This window comes from Janthinobacterium sp. EB271-G4-7A (genome assembly GCF_020858075.1).
Classification (GTDB): Bacteria; Pseudomonadota; Gammaproteobacteria; order Burkholderiales; family Burkholderiaceae_D; genus Janthinobacterium; species Janthinobacterium lividum.
On sequence record NZ_JACYMI010000001.1, the window covers coordinates 3,220,920 to 3,240,678 of the forward strand.

Genomic DNA, 19,759 nt, shown 5'->3' on the forward strand with positions numbered 1-19,759 from the left:
GGCTACACCAGGTATGAGCCGCGACGCGCCAAAAGTGACAGTGCTGGCGCAAAAATATTTCAGCTTGCCTTCAGATCCAGCCCCGTCCACCAGCCGCCGGGGCCCTGGCGCAAGGTCACGGGCAGGGTTTCGGCCAGCGCCAGCAAGGTGGCACCGCTGTCGTCGAGCGAGTAATTACCTGACACGCGCAGCGCCGCGGCCGCCGGCGTGATGTCGATATAGCCGTGGCGGTAGGGACGCAAGGCGGCCACCACTTCGCCCAGCGGCTGGTCGACGGCCAGCAGCATGCCCTGCTCCCACGCCGTCGCCGGCCCTGCCGCCATGCCGGGCAACATGGTCAGGCGGTCCTCGTCAAACCGCGCCGCCTGGCCCTGACGCAGCACGCGCGCCAGGCCTTTGCCGGCCGGGCGCACTTCGAGCTCTCCCTGCACGGCCAGCGCGACGGTGCCCAGCGCTTCGCGCCGCAACATCAGTTCGCTGCCCAGCGCCGTCACCGTGCCGTGCGTGCTGCGCAGCAGGAAGGGATGGGCGCTTGCCGGCTGCGCCACGCGGGCCAGCAGCTGTCCCTGGCGCAAGGTGACTTGCCGGTGTTCATGGGTAACGTCCGTGTCGGCAGAGGACCGGGCATCCAAGGTCAGCACGCTGCCGTCGGCCAGCGCAAAGCGGCCCCGTTTGGCCGTGGCCGTATGCAGGTCCGCACTCCAGTCCGGCAAAAACGGGCTGCCGCGCAGCAGCCAGGCGCCGCCGAATGCCGCGCCCGCCAGGCACAGGGCGCCCTGCAGCAGCTGGCGCCGCTTGTTGTCGTGTTGCGCGGCGCGCGCCAGGGTTTGCCCGACGGTCCCCGCCCCGCCCGCCGCCTGCAGCGGGCCGACGCTATGCTCGACGGCGCGTCCCAGGGTATGCCACGCGGCCGCATGGCGCGCATCGGCGGCCAGCCAGCGGATGAAGGCCTGGCGCTGGCCCTCGTCCGCCTCGCCCGAGCTGAGCTCGACCAGCCAGCCGATGGCCGCATCCTGTACCGCAGGGGACATGCTCATGCCGCATCCGCCGCGGCCAGGCAGCAGCGCAAGCCTTGCGCCATATACTGGCGCACCATGCTGGCCGACACGCCCAGTTCAACCGCGATCTGCGCATACGTGAGGCCATCGAGCTGGCTCATCAGGAAAGCGCTGCGCGCCTTGCTGGACAAGGTATCGAGGGCGCGCGACAGGCGCTCCAGCGCTTCGAGCAGCACGGCACGCTCTTCCGGCGACGGCTGCACCGCGTCCGGCAGCTGCGCCAGGGTGTCGATGTACGCCTGCTCGATATCGCGCCGCCGCCACTGCTGCAGCAAGATGCTTTTCGCCACCGTCGTCAGGTAGGCGCGCGGCTCGCGGATGGCGGCCAGGCGCCCCGCATGCAGTACGCGCAGAAACGTTTCAGAAGTGACATCTTCCGCCTCGGCCCGGTTACGCAAGCGCAACAGCAAGCGCTGCAGCAGCCAGCCCTGGTGGCCCGTGAACAGGCTGGCGGCCAGGGTCGTGTCATTCGAAGGGAAAGGCAAGGCAGACAAGAGCGGATCCGGCGACTTTAATGATAATGATTCTCATTATATTGCAGAGACCGAAAGATGTCGCGCAATTTCGCTATGCATATTGACCTGCCGCGCCGCCAGCTGCGCCTATTCCAGCTTGAACAGGACATTCACGCTTTTTTCCAATGCGATGCTGCCCGGCGCGCGGACGGCCGACGAAGGCTCCGTGGGAGGAATAAAGGGCGGCGGCGCGAAACCCTCATGGCCCGAACGCATCAGCGCGCGCTCGATCGATTGAAACGACACTTCCGATATGGCCATGACGGACGCGATCTTCCGGTTGAACGATTTGGCAATGCGCGCCGCCTTCGTCTCCGCATCCCTGGCAGCCTTCAAATCCAGTTCGGCGACCAGCGCGTCGTGCGCGCTGGTCTTGAATTCCGTGTCCATCCGGGTGATATTTTTCATGGCGGCCAGCTCCGACACCAGTGGCGTCCATGCCGCCAGATCCCGGACCCAGACGCGCAGGTTGCGGTTGATGACATACATGGGCGGCGAATCGCGTTTTTCCCTGCCTGAATAATCGAGCGTGCGCATGATTTCGGAGGCCTGGATATCCGCTTGCGCAATTTTCACCTTGCCCAGCAACTGGAAGACCTCCGCAGCACCAGCATTGACCACGCCCAGCGTCTTTGCCGCATCGGCGCCCCGGCTGGCAACGGTGATCTCCATGACGGCCATGTCCGGCGGCACTTCCACCTGGGCCGTCCCTGTCTGGAAAATGAAGGGGTAATCGGGCAAGGACGAGGCCTGGGCGACCATATTCAAGTTAAACAGACCCACCACCAGCAACAGTGCGCGCTTCATGCCTCTCCCATACGATCGAATAATGTTTCGACAATATAGCAGTGCAGATACGAAAAACCAATAGCCCACCCCGTTCAGGCAATACGGGCCGATTCCGGCAACTTCGCCAGCAGCTTGTCCAGGGTCACCGGATAGTCGCGCACGCGCACGCCGGTGGCGTTGTAGACGGCATTGGCGATGGCCGCCGCCACGCCGCAGATACCCAGCTCGCCCACGCCCTTGGCTTTCATGGGCGAGGACATGGGGTCGGTTTCATCGAGGAAGATGACGTCCTGGTGCGGGATGTCGGCGTGCACCGGCACTTCGTAGCCGGCCAGGTCGTGGTTGACGAAGAAGCCGCGGCGCTGGTCGACCACCAGTTCTTCCATCAGGGCCGCGCCCACGCCCATGGTCATGGCGCCGATCACCTGGCTGCGGGCCGCTTTCGGGTTCAGGATGCGGCCGGCCGCGCACACGGCCAGCATGCGGCGCACGCGCACTTCGCCCGTGTCGCTGTCCACGCCCACTTCGACGAAATGGGCGCCGAACGTCGATTGCTGGAATTTTTTATCGAGGTCGCCGTATTCCATATGGTCTTCCGCGACGACGTCGCCATGGTAGGCGGCGGCAGCGAGGGGCACGCTGCGCTCGCCCTGGCTCACTTGCCCATCGGAAAAGCGCGCTTCTTTTTCATCGAAGCCCAGCTTGCCGGCGATGGCCTGGCGCAGGCGCACGCAGGCCGCGTAGACGCCGGCCGTGGAACTGTTGCCGCCCCATTGCCCGCCCGAACCGGCCGAGACGGGGAAATCCGAATCGCCCAGGCGCACGACCACCTTGTTCAACGTCACGCCCAGCATTTCCGCCGCCGTCTGCGCGATGATGGTATAGCTGCCCGTGCCGATGTCCGTCATGTCCGTTTCCACCGTGATCACGCCATTGCCATCGAGGCGCACGCGCGCGGCGGACTTCATGACGAGGTTGTTGCGGAAGGCGGCGGCAACGCCCATGCCGACGAGCCAGCGGCCGTCACGCCGCGCACCCGGCTGCGTTGATCTTTCCTTCCAGCCGAATTCCACGGCGCCCGTGCGCAGGCAGTCGATCAGGCGGCGCTGGGAAAACGGCCTGCCCGGCTTTTCCGGGTCCACTTTCGTGTCGTTCAGGATGCGGAAAACGATGGGATCCATTTTCAGCTTGTCGGCCATCTCGTCCATGGCAATTTCCAGCGCCATCAGCCCCGGCGCCTCGCCCGGCGCGCGCATGGCATTGCCTTCCGGCAAGTCAAGCACGGCCAGGCGCATGGCCGTCATGCGGTTCGGCCCCGCATACAGCAGCCGCGTCTGCATCACGGCCGTTTCCGGCTGGCCACCTTTCAAGTCGCCGGACCACGATTCATGGCCGATGGCCGTGATCTTGCCGTCGCGCGTGGCGCCGATGCGCAGGCGCTGGATGGTGGCTGGCCGGTGCGTCGTATTGTTGAACATCAGGGGCCGCGTCAGGGCCACCTTCACGGGACGCTGCGCCGCGCGCGCCCCCAGGGCCGCCAGCAAGGCTTCCGCGCGCACGAACAGCTTGCCGCCGAAGCCACCGCCGATGTAGGGCGAAACGATACGCACCTTGTCTTTCGGTATGCCCAAGGTACGGGCCAGGTCGCCGCGGCCCCAGTCCACCATCTGGTTCGCCGTCCACAGCGTCACCTTGTCGCCCTCCCAGGCGGCAATCGAGGCGTGCGGCTCCATCATGGCGTGCGACTGGTCCGGCGTCGTATAGGTGGCGTCCAGGCGCACTGGCGCATTGGCAAAGGCGCCGGCGAAGTTGCCCGTCTTGCTGTCGGGCTTGCCGTCCTTCGGCTTGGCCGCCGTGCCCTTGGCTTTCGCCAAATCGAAGGCGCCCTTCTGCTCGACATATTTGACGTCGAGCAACTGCGCAGCCGAGCGGGCCTGTTCGAAAGTTTCCGCCACCACCAGCGCGATGGCCTGGTGGTAATGTTCAATCCCCGGACCACCGAGCAGGTTTGCCGTGTTCATCTTGCCTTTGCCTAATTTTCCCGCCGATTCCGCCGTCACCACGGCCAGCACGCCGGGCGCGCGCCGCGCGGCGCTGGTGTCGATGGAGGCGATGCTGCCCCTGGCTATCGCCGCGCCGACCACATGGCCATAGGCCGCATGCGGCGCGGCCTTGTTCTGTTCATACGCGTACGGCGCCATGCCCGTGGTTTTCAGGGGGCCGTCGATGCGGTCCGTGGGACGGCCCACGACTTTCAGCTGGTCGATGGGATTGGTGGTCGCAGGTATCGTGAATTTCATGGCCCTAGCCTTTCTTCGCTTGCGCTTCAGCCAGCACCGCGGCAATCGTGCGCTGCGCCAGGCTCACCTTGAAGGCATTGTCGTCAGTCGGTTTGGCGCCAGCCAGCAACTGCCGGGCCACGGCGGCGGCGCCATTCGGTATCGCCTGCTCGGCGCCAGAAATTCTCCACGGCTGCGGCGCGACGCCGCCCAAGGCCAGCCTGCCCGTGCCATTGGGCAAGATGATGGCCGCCACGGACACCAGCGCGAACGCGTACGAGGCGCGGTCGCGCACCTTGCGGTAGACATGCGTGCCGCCGGCGGGCCGGGGCAAGGTCACGCTGGTGATCAGTTCGCCCGGCTGCAGTACTGTTTCCAGCTGTGGCGTGTTGCCCGGCAAGCGGTAAAAGTCGGCGATGGGGATGGTGCGCACGACGCCGTCGGCCCGCACCGTGTCGATGGCAGCGTCAAGCACGCGCATGGCCACGGCCATGTCGCTGGGATGCGTGGCGATGCAAGCCTCGCTGCCGCCCAGAATCGCCAGCGGCCGGCTGAAGCCGGCGATGGCCGAGCAGCCGCTGCCCGGCAGGCGCTTGTTGCAGGCCTGGTTCGTGTCATAAAAATACGGACAGCGCGTGCGCTGCAGCAGGTTGCCGGCCGTCGTCGCCTTGTTGCGCAATTGCGCCGAGGCGCCGGCCAGCAAGGCGCGCGACAGCACGGCATAATCGCGGCGCACGGTGGCGTGGGCTGCCAGAGCCGTATTGCGCACGAGGGCGCCGATGCGCAAGCCGCCGTCCCTTGTTGCTTCCACTTTATCCAGCGCGAGGCCATTGACGTCGATCAAATGCGTGGGCGTTTCGATCTCCAGTTTCATCAGATCGAGCAGATTCGTGCCGCCCGCGATGAAGCGGGCGCCCGGCGTGTGCAGGGCGGCGGCCGCCGCTTCGGCCGGCGTGGCGGCCTTCTGGTAGCTGAACACTCTCATGCCGGCCTCCCCGCCACTTCGGTGATGGCCTCGATGATGTTGGAGTAGGCGCCGCAGCGGCAGATATTGCCGCTCATACGCTCGCGCAATTCTTCCGGCGTCACCGAGGGGGCCGCATTCAAGTCGGTGCTGACGTGGCTGGGGATGCCCTGGCGGATCTCTGACAGCGCGGCAACGGCCGAGCAGATCTGCCCCGGGGTACAGTAGCCGCATTGATAACCGTCATGCGCGACGAAGGCGGCTTGCATCGGGTGCAGCTTGTCGGGCGTGCCCAGTCCCTCGATGGTGGTGACCTTGGCCCCGTCATGCATCACAGCAAGAGTCAAGCAGGCATTGATGCGCTGGCCATCGAGCATGACGGTGCAGGCGCCGCACTGGCCGTGGTCGCAACCCTTTTTGGTGCCCGTCAGGTGCAGCTGTTCGCGCAAGGCGTCGAGCAAGGTGGTGCGCGTGTCGAGTTCCAGGCTGTGGCGCCGGCCATTGACGTCCAGGCTGACTTGCATCAGGACGGGTGGCGGAGAAATACCGGCCTGGGTGGCCGTATTCACCGCTTCCGCCGCTCCCGCCACGCCGGGCACGGCCGCTGCCGTGGCCGACAGCGCGCCGGCGATCAGCAAACCGCGCCTGCCGGCATTGATGTGATTACACTCTGTCATCTCGCGCTTCCTCCTGGCTGTGGACTGGCTGGGTGGGCGCATGCAGGCCCGAAGCACCAGTCTGACGGCCGGATTCCTACGCGTCTGTACGCGAACGAACGTAAAACATCGGTGAGCGCCTATCCCTGGCGCAGGCGCAGGCTGCGCCGGGTCGTGCCGACGCCCCCCTGCGCCGCGTAACCCGTGTGGCGGGCGCAATGGTCAAGCGCCTGGCGCAGGGCCGTATCGACATTCCGCAAAGACATGTCGTGCCGCTCGGCCACTTCCTGGCGGGTCAGCTCATCCACGCGCAACGCTTCCAGCACCTGCCGGTGGCGCCGCGGCAGCAAGTCGACGGCCTGCGCCAGCCGCCGCACGTCCGCCTGCAGCTCGGCCAGGCGTTCCGGCCCGGCCGCCGTATCGGCGAGGAAGTCGACCAGGCCGGCAGCGCCGTCCCCATCGCCCTCGTCCGCATACAGCCAGGCGCGGTTGCGGCGCAGGCTGTCCATGGCCGCATTGCACGCCACGCGGAACACATAGGCGACGGGGCTGTGCGCCAGCGCGGCGCCATCCCCTGCCGCCAAGCTGCCCAGGCGCAGCCAGGCGTCGTGCAGGCTGTCGCTGGCCAGCTCGGCGCAGCCCAGGTGGCGCGCCAGGCGCCGGTGCAGGGCCGCGTAATTGCTTTCCAGCACAGCCTGCAGGCGGGCGCCCTGCCCTGGCGGCGGAACTGGCAGGGGCGCCACGTCGTTGGCCGCCTGCAGACGGGGCCGGATGGCGGGCCGGCACCAGGCCATGCCGCTATGCCCCGCCGCGCGCAAGGGCAGGACAGCAGCCGCATTCGCCACGCCGGCCATCATGGCGACAACCTGCTGCGCTCTTGCGCCGTCAGCTGGCGCGTGGCCGATTCCGGCAGCGGCCCCAGGCCCAGCACGCGCACGGCGCTGCGCGGGTTGTAATCGGCCGCCTCGCTGCGCGCGCCATCCTGCGGCGTGGCTTGCGCGCTGTCGGGCGGCGCTTCGCTGCCAAAGCCCAGCACGCGCACCGTGAACACGGAGGGCTGCGCCGAACGGGTGGCGGCGCGCTCGCGCTGCACCACTTCCTGCGCCGCAGCCGTGGCCTGTGTCGCCGCCGCGCTGGCGTTCGTCATGGCCGCCACGTTGACGGACGCCACCGTCGGCATGCCCTTCGCTTCGCCCTTGACCTGGATATTCGCCGCGTTCATCACCTTCAGCGCAGCCAGGTTGACGTTGCCCGAGACGCGGATGCCCGCCTCGCCCGCGTCGATGGTGCCCAGTGGGGCCAGCAAGTCCACGTCGCCGGCCGGCACTTCCGCGATCGGCGCCAGGGTGGCGATGCCGGCGCCCGTGCTCGGCACGTCGGACGACAGGGTCACGTTGCCCCAGTTGTCATACACGCGCTTGGGCGGCGTGTAGACGATGGTCGACTTCGAACCGCGCCCCGCGTTGATGTCACCCTGCGACGACCAGCCGAGGATGTCGCCGCCAAACGTCGTCATGATGCGGCTCTGGCCCAGCAGGATGCTGCCGTGCGAAAACAGGTCGATATTGCCGCCGCCCTTGGTGATGACGCCCGAGGTGGCCGGCGGCGCCTCGCCCTCGATGCCGAACACCTGCCTGCCGCCCGGCGTCAGCAGCTGGATGTCGCCGCCGAAGTTCGTGTGCACGTAGCCGCTGCGGGCAACCATGCGGTCGTTTTTTCCCGAGTCCGAGTTGAAGAGACCAACCGTGCCGCGGTACATGGTGATGTCGCCCGCATACGAAATTGCCTTGCCGCTGGCGTCCGTGGCCGGCGCCAGGCCCGCGATGGCATTGCGGCTGCGCAGGAAACTGCCGTAGCGGGTGCTGTCGGCATCGTTGAACTCGCGCCCGCCCGCCTTCAGTTCCGCGAAATACACCTGGCGGGCGAACACGCGCTGCTGCGGCTCGGCCAAGGCGAGATAAAAGGCCTGCGCCTCGGCGGCCGTGCCCTTGAAGCCGTAGCGTTCATTCAGCCAGCCGGCCAGCTCGGCCGCGTACGATTTCACCACCTTGCCGGCCTGGTCGGCCAGCGGCACGCCCGTCTGCGCCACGTTCGCCGGGTCAAGATACGGCTTGACGAAGCGCAGGTAGTCGAGACCGGCCGCGCCCACGCCGGCCTGCATGGCGATGCCGGCGCCCGGACGCTTGTCGCCAGGAACGATGGGGCCGAGGCTGACGACGCTGCCCTTGTCCTGCATCAATATGTTGCGTCCGGCGCTGATATCGAGGGTGCCAGGACCGGCCACGTTGAAGGAGCTGCCCAGGATGTCGCGCCCGGCCGACACCAGCGACACGTCATACGCATTGTTATGCACGAATAAATTGCTGAGATTCCTGAAGCGCATATCGTTGCCGCCGGCGGTGCCGTCGATGGATTCCAGCAGCGCCGTGCCGCTGCTGACGATATCGCGGCCCGCCTTCATCCAGACCGGTTGCGCCCCCTCGTACCAGGTGATGCCCGCGTGCGCGGCATCGGTGAACTCGACGATACGACCGCTATTGACGCCGATCAAATCGCCGTGGACGGCATAGATGCGCGCCACTTGCGTGCCGCTGTTGGCCGGACCGCTGGCGGAATCGGGGCCGAAGGCGAAGAGCGGATAGCTCGTCCGCGTCGCCGGCGCCCCCGTGCTCGAGACATTGCCGGCCTTTGGCGTGAAATCGGCCTGATTGGCGTTCCAGCCCACGAAGGCCGGCTTGAACGGCGTCGCCATGCTGTCCGCGCCGGCGCCGGACTGGCTGATGGCATAGCCGCCCGCATAGATGGAATCGCCGGCCAGCCATTCCAGCTGGGCATTCGGCGATGGCGCCAGCACCAGCGGATCGGCATAGCTGGTGGCGCCATTCCAGCTGGCGGTTGCCTTGCCGTAGTACAAGCTGCCATTCGGCGCCGCGACCCGCACGATGGACGGGTAGACGACGGCCAGGTCGGTGGCCGTGCCGACCGGCGCGGTCAGCGGCGTCATGTTGCCGCCGGCGGAGAACAGGTCGAGCGCCGTGCGCGGCGTCCACAGGCTGAACCAGCTGTAGCCGACGCCCGCCTCGCCCTTGGCGCTGGTGAACGCCGATGCGCTGAACAGGGGCACGCGACCGGGGTCGGCCACATCCTGCAGCACCTGGTCGCCCAGCGTCGCCACGGTGAAGGTGGCGTCGCCCGGCACCAGGGTCATGCCGCCCTGCGGCGTGGCGCGCGTGGCCGTGAAGGCATCGTAGGCCCGCGTTTCCAGCGGCACGTGCTGGGTCGGCTGCGAACCGTATTGCAGCGCCAGGCTGCCCAGTTGCGTGGCCGACGTTTCCGCGTGGCCGCGCAAATCGATCAGCGCGCCATTTAAGTGGCTGAGCCCTGCCGTGCCGGCCGGATTGAGGGCGCCACCCACGCGCAGGTCGAGATCGCCGCCGCCCGTCAGCAGCAAGCTGCCGTCGGCCTGCACGCGGCCCGTGCCGCCGACAGCCAGCAGCAAGCCCTGCGAACGGGGATTGATGCTGCCGTTATAGGAGCTGCCAGTGAGCAAGGTCTGTACGCCCGCGTCGCCCGCCACCTCGGCGCGCAGATTGCCGCCGCCCAGGGTACCGAAGCCCGTAAAGCCCAGCACGGTGTCGGCCAGGGTATCGCGGCGCGCATAGCTGCCGAAATTGATCCACCACGCCGTCGGCTGGGCCGGGCCGCCCGTGGCCACGCTGCCGCTGCCCTGGCGCCACAGCCAGTTGCCCACTGCCGCCGAATCGGCCATGGCATCCTTGCTGACGGGACGCTCGTTGCTGGCGGCAGGCGCGTCGACCAGCGAACCGCTCAGGTTACCGGCCACCTTCAGCAGCAGATTGCCGCCCTGGTCCGGATACCATGCCCGGTAAATGCTGTCGGCGCCGCCGTCGACGAGGCGCTCATGCGCGCCATCGGGGTTGGCCAGCACCGTGCCGTCCGCATTGCGCGAGCGTGGCAGGTTGAACGGGTCACTTGCGGAGGTCGGCGCAGACGACATGCCGGCCGTGTACACGCCGTACAGGCTGTCCACGCGCAGGTCGCCGCCGCTGACCAGGTCCAGGTCGCCCGTGCCCGTGCGCAGCACGCTGTGGCGCAGGCTGGACGGCTTGTAATTGTAGCTGGGGCTGGAGGTGCCGCACCAGGTGGGGTTTTCCTCGCACATGGTTGGCCAGCCCAGGCCGTCCAGATCGACCACGTCGCCCGCCTTCACGCTGGGGTCCGCGAACTCTTCCGCGCCTGCCTTGGTCCACACATAGGCCACCTTCAGCACGCACAGGGACGGATCGCCGGCGCAGAATTCCGCCACAGTCTGGCCGAACTGGCTGATGAATTCCTCGGTAATCGGTTCGCCCGCCACGATGCCTTCAATGCCCTCGCGCTCGCCCAGCTCCTGCGCCTCCCTGGTCCAGTACTGCACCCCTTTCGGCGGCACCAGCACGCCATACACGCCGTAATGGCTGTCGGCCAGGCGCAAGGTGGCATGCGCGGGATGCGCCTGCACGCTGCGCGTATCGGCCGCCTCCAGGTCGGCGCCCGCCACCAGGCGCAGGCCCCACGCTTGCGAACCTTCGGCCAGCATGGGCGCGATGGCCCACAGCTTGCCCTGGCTGCCCGCCACTTCCGGGCGCAGCTGGATAGACTCCACATTGGGCATCAGCTTGACGTCCGTGCCGGACGGAATCAATGCGCCCACGGCCAGCGCCAGGTTGCCATCAAGTACGAAGACGCCGCGTTCACCGGCCACGCCAGGCAGCGGCACGCCCTTGGGCCAGGTCATGGCGCGCACCTTGACCGCATGCGCCAGCACGCTGCCCGCGTCGAGGCGCATGCCAGGCGTAAACACTTGTTCCGTCGCCAGCAGGCTGCCGGCCGCGTGGACGATATTGCCGGCGCTGTCGCGCACGGCGGCGGCCAGCACGGTGCCGGCCCGCACCGTCATAGGCTGGTCGAGGGTGACGGCCACGGGCAGGCGCGTATTGGCGAGCAGATTGAAGCCCTTGACGGGCAAGTCGTAATTGAGCGCGATACCGCCCGGGAACAAGGTGCCGTCGGCCACGGTCACGCCCTGGCCCGGCACGATGACGTCGCTGCCATTGATATCGCGTCCCGGCAGCAAGATCCAGCCCTTGTCATCCTGGGTGGCGGGCGGCGGCGCGAAGCCGTCGTTGATGCTGCCGTAGATACTCAGGTCGCCGCCGGCGCGCAGCAGCAGGCTGCCGACCTCGCCCGAACCGCGCACAGCCGTGTACGGGAAGCGTGGGTTCAGGCTGGCGTAGCGCATGCCCGACAGATCCAGGTCGCCCCGTACCACCAGGTCGCCATCGGGCGTCTTGCTGACGATATCGACGCCGGGGCGCAAATGCAGCGCATCGGCATACGCGGCCGTGGTCAAGCCCGCCAGCTTGATATTGCGCAAGTTCGTGTTCGCCAGCGCCGCGTCGATGAAGGCCGTGCTGTCCGCATGCTTGCTGTCGAGATATGCCTGGTTGATCACCTGGTACGGCCGACCGCTGGCCGACAGGTCCGTGGCGTAGGCCGCGTCGTCGTAGCGCTGCATGGCGTTGACGGCGATCGATTTCGCGCCGCGCACGGTAAAACCGCCGCCGGTGGCGATGGCGATATCGCCAAAGGTGGCCGCGTCTGCGTCCGTGCGGGCGCCGCCGCTGCCCAGGCGCGGCGCGCTCAGTTCCAGCGTGCCGCGCGCGGCGCCGTCGTGTTCGCCCTTGCCCTTGCCGGCCACGGCGGCCGTGCCGTGGCGCACGTCGATCTGCGCGCCGCCCGCCAAGTCCAATGTGCCCTCGCCCCCGTTCAATTCCACCATGGCGCGGTTCGGGCTGTCGATGATCTTGCCATAGCTGTCGACGCGCAAGAGCGTGCCATGCGCGTCGAGCACGGCGTTATCGGCCAAGGTAACGCCATGCTTGCCGGCCAGGCGGATGCTGCCCACGCGCTCGCCGCTGGCGTCGATCACGCCGGCCACCGTCAGGCGGCCATTGTCAAGCGACACCTGCACTTCGCCCGCCTTCAGTTCATTGCCAATGGTCAAGTCGCCCTGTTTCAGCTGGAAGCTGCGCCCGCCCGTCACGCCGCCTTCCGTCAGGCGCGTGTTGAGCGACGCGAACTGGCTGTCCAGCGTGCCGCCCGCGCCCAGGGTTTGCGCGCGCACGTCCACGCTGCCTTTCTTGTACGGCACCACGGTGCCGCCCGCGTCGTAGCTGCCGCTGGCGCCGCCCAGGATCTTGCCCTGCAAATCCACCATGCCGGCCGCGCCATCGAGCGCCACGGCCTTCAGGCTGCCGGCGCGGTTGTTCTCGGCAGACAGGTCGATCACGCTGCCCGCGCCCTGGCGGATGTCGCCGGCGCGGCTGTCCAGCGTCACGTCGCCGCCCCAGCTGTATTTGTCCACGTCAAAGAAGGTGCTCTTGCGGCCCGCCATGTCGATGCGCGCGCCGTCGGCCACGCTGATGTCGTGCTGCGCGCTGACCGTGAGCTTGCCGCTTGGTAACACCACGGCCGTCGCCACGCTCACGCTGTCGCCGTGCAACGCCAGCTGGGCTCCCAGCGCGTCGTTGTTCTTGACGGGAGCCGTCGGCGCCGCGCCGGCCGGCGCCGCAACCTTCAGCGCGCCACCCGCCGTGTAGCTGTGTGCAGAACCGGCGTCGCCCGTCAGCAGCGGCGTGCTGATATTGAGGTTGCCGCCGCTGTACTGGTAGCCCTTGCCCGTTTCATAGGCGCCCTGCGCCTGGTAGACGGACAGGCTGCCCTTGTGGTTGGCCGTGACCTGGCCCGACGCTTTCAGGTTGACGTAGCCAAAACCCAGCGCCAGGCGGTCGAACGACGCGACGCCGGCCGGCTGCGTGAACGGGCCGAAGCCGAAATCGATGCGCTCCGCTTCCAGGTTCAAGGTGCCGCTGCCCGTGCCGGCGCCGCGCGTAATCACATTGCCGGCCGGCGACAAGGCGCCGCCCCAGATCAGGTTAGCCGTACGGATGGTCGCCACGGCATCGGCGCCGCCCTGGCCATACATGGCGGGCGTGGTCAGCACCAGGCGTTCCAGCGTCGATTTGCCGCTCGTCTTGTCGTAGGTGTCGAGCACCACGTCGCCATAGAAATTGACGCTGTCGGCCGCGCTCAGCATCAGCGCCTGCAGGGCCGGCGCGCCCGTGCTGGTGTCGCCGCGCAGCAGGCGGTCCAGCACGCCCTGGTTCATGGCCAGGCCGCTCGAACGCGTGCCGTTGGCCTGGGCCGCCGCCAGCGCCTCGCTGCTGCCCATGTTGATGGCGCCCACGGCCAGGCTCAGGTTGCGCGTGCCGTAGCGGGCCGAGTTATCGAGTTCAAAACTGCCGTTCGTCGACATCAGCAAGGTGCCTTCCGAATACAGGCTGGCTGTTCCTTTGTCCGTGCAGGCGTCGCCGCACACGCCGACGCTGATGCCGCCGCGCGCCGAACCGCCGACCGGCGCCACATTCATCAAGCCGTTCGAGGCGGCCAGCATGTGGATGCCCGCATTGCTCTGGTAAACAAAGCCGTCGTTGGCGTCATAGGCCACCTTGCCGCGTCCCAAGGTGTTGATGCCCGCGCCGGGCGCGATATCGATCAGGCCGGCCGTCCATTCGATATTCCACGGGTCGCGCGCCAGCAGCAGCACTTCCGGCGCCGACAGGACGGCGCCGCTGCGCAGATAGATGTTATGCGCCTGCGCCGTGCCAAAACTGATGTAGTTGCCGCCCTGACCATAGATGACGATGGGGGTGGAACCGACGACGATGCGCGCCGCACCGATCGCGTTCAGGCTGGCGGCGTGCAGCGTCACGCCGCCGAAGTCCGGCGTGGCCGATGCGCCGTCGGCGACGATTTCAATGTCTTCGGGGCCGCCCGGGATCACCGACACGGTGCCGCCAAAGCCGCCCGTGGCGGCAGCGAACTTGCCCGTGCCGTCGAACTGGAAGGCGTCGATGCCGGCGCCTGGCGCCAGCTGCAGCTTGAGCGTCTTCGCATCGGCCGGCAGCAGCGGACGGGGTATGCCGCGCGTTTGCGCATCGGCCAGGGCAAACGCGGCATAGCCGGTCTCGTTGTACTGGGAATACGTGCGCAAGACCTTGGCCGGCGTGAGTATCAGCTGGCTGGCCAGCGGCGCGCGGATATCCGTGCCGGCGATCGACAGAGTGCCGGGCGCGGCCCAGGAACCGTTGCGCAGCGGCTGCGCCAGGGTGGCGCTTGCCCCCTGGCCCGCCAAGCCGTTCAACTCCACGCGGAAGGCGCCCGGCAGCAAGGCATAGGTCGAGGGCATCAGGGTATAGGTGCCGGCAGGCAAGCCCGGCACGCCCTTGCCTATCGTTACCTGCCGGCCGATGGCCGGATCGGTAGCGCCCTTTTCGCCGCCGGCGGGCGCCTGCGGCGCTTGCGCGCCGGGCACGATGGCGTACACGGGGTTGGTCGCCAGGCCCGGCAAGACGAAGCCGCCATTCGCGCCCACCTGCAGCAGCGGATGATAACGCGCATCGGTGGAGCCGCCGCGCCCGGAAATGAAGCCGGCGCCCGTCAGTTCGCCGCCGCCGGACAGGTCGAGCAGCGCGCCCGGCTTGACGGCCACCTCCACGCTGGCGATATCGATGCCGACGCGCATGGCGCCGTTGACGGCGGCGCCGCCGACGCCGATAAACTCCGTCTTCTTGCCATCGACATTCCAGCTCTGCCCATCGGCGGTGCCGCCATACGGCATGACCATGCCGGCTGCGCTGACGGAAGTAATACTGCCAGGCAACAAATTGATGCTCAGGCTATTCTCGCTCGCAAAAGTACCGACGCCCAGATTGATGAGACCCAGCGGCGCGCGCACGATGCCGCCCTGCTCGATGTGCGCGGCGCCGAACTGCAGCATGCCAAAGGCCGAATACGGCACGGCGGGGATGGTGTCCGTGCTGCGCGCGATGGTCAGCGTGCGCTTCGGATCGTAGCTGATATTGCCCAGCGTTGTGCCCACGCCCGCGCGCACGGCGGCGCCGGCGCCCGTTTCCGGATACAACTGGGCCGCGCTGAGGGTCATGTCGCCCTGCGTGGACAGCACCGTCGTCGGCTGGTTGCCATCCCAGCCCAGCGGGGACAGCAGGAAACGCAGGTCGCCGCGGCTGGTCAGGCGCACGTCGTCGGCGACGATATTAACCAGGCCGCGCACATCGATCAGGTCGCCTTCAAAGCCGATCTGCCTGGCGACCGGCGTTTGCCCCGCCGTGCCTGGTCTGACATAGAAATCGCGTCCGACCGGCTTGATGCTGGCCAGGCGCACATACGGCGCCGCCACCTTGACGCGCGCGTCGGGCGAACTGCCGGGGGCCAGCGCCGGCGCGCCATACAGCTGGAAGCTCTGCTGCATTTTCAGCGTCACGTCGCCGCCAAAGGTGACGGCGCCAAGCAGGGCCAGGTTGCCGAAGCCGCCAGCGTCCACCTGCTCCACCGACAAGCGGCCATGGCCGTACTGGAGTGCCTGCTCGCCGTCCTGCGCACTGATACCTTCGGCCAGGTCGCTGGCAAGCTGGCGCTGCGTGAGGATCAGCTGGCGTCCCTGCAATACCCTGGCCTGCGCCAGCTCCTTGCGGTATTCGGGCGAACCCGTGGCCACGGACAGGCTGCCGCCCGCCGCGCCCGCGCCGCCCGCCCTGGCCAGCAGCTGGCCATCGAGGTACAAGCCATTGTTCGACGCCAGCGCGATGCTGCCGCCCGCGCTGGCCACGTCGACGGCCGCGCCATTGACGTCGAGCACGGCGTGCGCGCCGGACGCATCGAGCACGGCGCCGTCGCGCACGACGACAAACAGGCTGGCCGCCGAGGTGCTGCCCTGCGCATGGTCGATCTCGCCGCCGACGACGATGCTGCCGCCATCGACCACCTTGCCGTAGCGCCGGCCCTGCGCATCCGTGGCGCTGACGGCGCGCGATGCCACGTCGAGCACGGCATGCTCGCCGATCCAGATAGAGCGGCCATGGCCGGCCGCCTCCACCGCTTCGGACACAGGCCGGTCGACGGCCACGCTACCGAGGCTGACCTTGCCGCCCCAGGCGTTCAAGCGCCCTTCCACCGTCAGCTGGCCCACGCTGGACAGCTTGATGGACTGGCCCGCGTCGACGCTCACCACGGCATTCTTGCCCACCAGCAATTCGGCGATGGCCATGTCGGCCGCGCCGGACTGGATATCGCCCACCTGCACGGCCAGGCTGGCGCCCTTGCGCTGCGTCAAGGTGCCCTTGAGCGGGTTTTCCGTGACCTGTTCCGGCATCCACAGGGCCAGTTTTTCATTCTCTACCACGCGCAGCACGGGCATGCGCACATCCACCTGCGTGCCGTCCGCCACCGTCACGCCCTGCTTGCCGACCAGGCTATAGCTGGAAAAACCCTTGTCGAAGAAATCGCCGCCCAAGTGCAGGCTGCCTGCCTCGGGTTTTTCAATGTGGCCGATCATGATCTTGTTGGCCTGCAATTCCAGCTTGCCGCCGCCCGCCACGCCATGGCCGCGCACTTGCGCGCCTTCGCCCAGCGCCAGGTCGGCCGTCGCGCCATAGCTGGCCAGGGTGACGTTGCCGCCCTTGCCGCCCTGCTGTTTCGCCTGCGCCAGGATGGCCGCGCCCGAGCTCACGTCGATCAGGCTGCCATTGCCGATGCGCACGTCGCCATACGCGCGCAGGGACACGCTGCCGCCGTTCAGGTATGGCAGGCCGGCGGCGGCCAGCGGATCGCGCAGCACGTTACTGAGCAGACCGCTGGTATCGAGGCTGACGCCATCGGCCAGCACCAGTTTGCTCGGGGGGACGCCCGGATTGACGAAGGTATCGAGCATGCCCAGCGCACCGATCTGGTTCAGCACGTTGCCGGCCGCGATGCTGCCGCCACGGCTGCGCAGGCTGGCGTTGATGGCCACGTCCTTGCCGAACAGGGTGATATTGCCGCCATCGGCCACCTGCAGCGCGCTGTCGACGGTGATCGCGCCTTTCGCGGCAATGCGGACGGCGCCCAGTTGCTGGCTGTTGAGCAAGTTGGTGTCGAGCAGCAGCTTGCCCTGATGCTCTGCAGCCAATACGTCGGCCACGTCGAGGCCGGCGGCGATGCCGTCCTGCACGCGCGTCAGGCGCACCTCGTCCATGACGGCCGACAACGCATGCTGCAGTACGCCCGTGCGCTTGTCGAACATCGGCTGATACTGGCCGACGATCAATTGCCCCCGCTGCGCGGCCGCCAGCTGCGACTGCTGGTAGCCGTCCAGCAGCGCCTGCGGCGCCTGTGCCTGGCGCTCGCCCTGGAAGACGTCGCCCTCAATCCCCCCCTCCAGCACGGCCGAACCGGTCGCCACCACCAGCTTGCCCGCATCGCGACCCACCGTGTAGCCGTTTTCCAGGCGTTTTTGCGCGGCGATCAGGGGATTGGCGTAGAAGGCGCTGGCATCCTTGCCCCAGCGCGCATGTTCTTCCTCATACCCCTTGTACACGCCCGCATACGGCAAGTCGGCCGGCGCGCTGCCCGCCTCGTACAGCTTGCCGTCCGCGCCCTTCAGCCAGGTCTGGCGCAGCGCGCCCGTCTGCACGTCCAGGGTGCCGCCCGACAGGTTGATGCTGGAGCCAAGCTGCGTGACGACATCCTTGCCGCCGAAGGTGACCGTGCCGCCCTGCGCCATCCATTCGCTGACGGAGTGCCCCTGCGTGCCCAGGTAGCCGGCCACTTCCAGCAAGCCGCCGGCCGTGTACCAGCGGTCGCTGTCGTAGCCGTTCGTGCCCTTCGGTACGAACACCAGCTTGCGGCGGTCGACCCAGATATTGTTATTGATCAAAGCCTTGCCGTCGCGGTTGACGGGCGCATCGCGCTGCTCGTTACCCTGCACATTGATCTCGACATTGTTCGCCTCCATCGCCACCTTCACGCCGACGGCGCCGGAGACGTCGAGCTGCGCCCCGTCGCGCACGAGGCTGCGGCTGCTGGCATTGACGGCGATCTGGCCGCCCGTGGCCAGGGTCAGGGAGTCGCCGAGGAATTCCACCGTGCCGGCGCTGCCGATCTCGATGCGCGACTGGTCGCGGCGGTCGTTGACGACCGAGATATTCTGGTCTATCGCCACGGCCGGCCCGCGCATGGCGTCGCGCTGGCTGTCGAGCGCCGTCGTCTTGCCGTCGTCCTCGACGAGGATGGCCGTGGTGGCACCGCGGCCCAGCGTCACTGCCGCGTCGCTGCCCAGGGCATTGAGGTGGATGGTGCCGCGCGTGGCCGTCGTGGTGGAAGCCAGCAGCACGCCGTCCTGCTGCACCGTGCGCCCAGCCAGGGTGATGTCGCCTTCGCGCGCCTGGATCAGGCCCGTGTTGACGACCTTGCCCGCCGTGCTGGCAGCCGCGAACTGCGGCGTGACTTCGCTGCCGCGCGTGGTCGACAGCGGATTGCCATCCGTGCCCACGCCTTTTTTAATGCTGAAACTGTCGCCGGCGGCCAGCAGGGCCTGCCCCTTGGGCGTGCTGATCTCGCCCCCGTTGTGCACTTCTTTGCCCAGCAGCATTACGTAACCGCCGCCTTCCGTACTGCCCTTCGGGGCATTGCTGGCGATGCGCGCACCAGCCTGCACCTGCACCTTGCCGGCCGCATCGGTGAACGTCGAGGCGCCGGCCGTGCCGGGGCTGTAGATGCCGTCCTTCTGGAATTGCGCGTCGCTGATGCGGGCCGCGGCCGCCACCAGGCTGCGCGTGTCGACCTGGCTCGTGCCCGTAAACACGATGCCGTTGCGGTTGACGAGCAGCACCGTGCCATCGGCCTTGATCTGGCCCTGGATCTGGCTGGGTCGCGCTTGCGGATCGTTGACCCGGTTCAATACGGCCCAGTCCTTCTGCTGCTGGAAGGTCAGGGTCGTGTCCTTGCCCACATTAAACGTTTCCCAGTTCAGGATGGCCTTGTCCGCCGTCTGCTGCACCACCACGGCCGTCTTGCCGTTCGCCACTGTCTGCACGGGGCCCTGGGCATTGAGCCATCCTGCCGTCAGGCTGTTGGTGTCGACCTGCAAGCCGCCTTTCACGAGACCATCGGGTACGCCGGGCAGCCCGGCTGCCGCCTGGCGCGCCTGCGCCTGGGCCGATTGCTGCGCGGCGATGGCGCGCGCAGCCAGGTTCAGGTTGTTGAGCGAGCGCTGCAATTGCTGGTTCGCCTGCTGTTGTTGCCCCTCGGGACGGCTGCCCAGCGGCAGCGGCTGGCCATTCGGCAGGCGGCCCGAGGTGGCCGCCGTATTTTGCGCCGCGCCCTTGGCCGCGAACCAGCCGCCGCTGAATGCCTGCTGCGCGCGCGCCGGCGTGGTAAAGGCGCCCGCCATCAGCATGGTGGTCAATGCGTAAGCGAGCGGCGTGAGCCGCAAGCGGCTGCCCAGCGTGGAGGACCGCTGCGCGCCCGTGTCAACGGTGGGGACTGGGCGCTGGGCAGTGTGAAGCTTGGTCATGGCAATGGTTTCCTGGCTAGAGAG

8 protein-coding genes are annotated in these 19,759 nt (G+C 67.9%); all 8 read right to left on the reverse strand.

The genetic code is table 11. The annotated features are described in order from the left end of the window. Positions 1-59 precede the first annotated feature (59 nt). The 8 genes from IGS58_RS14500 to IGS58_RS14535 all read right to left on the reverse strand — a co-directional run bounded on the left by IGS58_RS14500 (position 60) and on the right by IGS58_RS14535 (position 19,735). Complete coding sequence (locus IGS58_RS14500; protein WP_230521834.1) at positions 60-1,037, reverse strand: FecR family protein; 978 nt, start codon at positions 1,035-1,037, stop codon at positions 60-62. Further along, entirely contained in the window at positions 1,034-1,552 is a 519-nt protein-coding gene (locus IGS58_RS14505) for a sigma-70 family RNA polymerase sigma factor (RefSeq protein ID WP_052140645.1), read from the reverse strand. Before IGS58_RS14505 ends, IGS58_RS14500 begins: the two co-directional genes overlap by 4 nt. Before the next feature lie 108 nt (positions 1,553-1,660). Further along, entirely contained in the window at positions 1,661-2,380 is a 720-nt protein-coding gene (locus IGS58_RS14510; protein ID WP_230521835.1) for an SIMPL domain-containing protein, read from the reverse strand. A gap of 74 nt (positions 2,381-2,454) precedes the next feature. Next, complete coding sequence (paoC, locus tag IGS58_RS14515) at positions 2,455-4,662, reverse strand: aldehyde oxidoreductase molybdenum-binding subunit PaoC (protein ID WP_230521836.1); 2,208 nt, start codon at positions 4,660-4,662, stop codon at positions 2,455-2,457. Positions 4,663-4,666: 4 nt separating this feature from the next. After that, positions 4,667-5,626 (reverse strand): FAD binding domain-containing protein, encoded by a 960-nt coding sequence (locus tag IGS58_RS14520; protein ID WP_230521837.1) that lies wholly within the window; start codon positions 5,624-5,626, stop codon positions 4,667-4,669. Beyond that, the gene (paoA, locus tag IGS58_RS14525) at positions 5,623-6,282 is read right to left on the reverse strand and encodes an aldehyde dehydrogenase iron-sulfur subunit PaoA (protein ID WP_230521838.1); all 660 of its coding nucleotides are present in this window, start codon (positions 6,280-6,282) and stop codon (positions 5,623-5,625) included. Before paoA ends, IGS58_RS14520 begins: the two co-directional genes overlap by 4 nt. A 119-nt stretch (positions 6,283-6,401) precedes the next feature. Further along, a complete protein-coding gene (locus IGS58_RS14530; protein WP_230521839.1) occupies positions 6,402-7,118 on the reverse strand; it encodes an RNA polymerase sigma factor in 717 nt (238 codons plus the stop codon). Beyond that, entirely contained in the window at positions 7,115-19,735 is a 12,621-nt protein-coding gene (locus IGS58_RS14535; RefSeq protein ID WP_230521840.1) for a filamentous haemagglutinin family protein, read from the reverse strand. The genes IGS58_RS14530 and IGS58_RS14535 overlap by 4 nt, the downstream gene beginning before the upstream one ends. Positions 19,736-19,759: the final 24 nt, after the last annotated feature.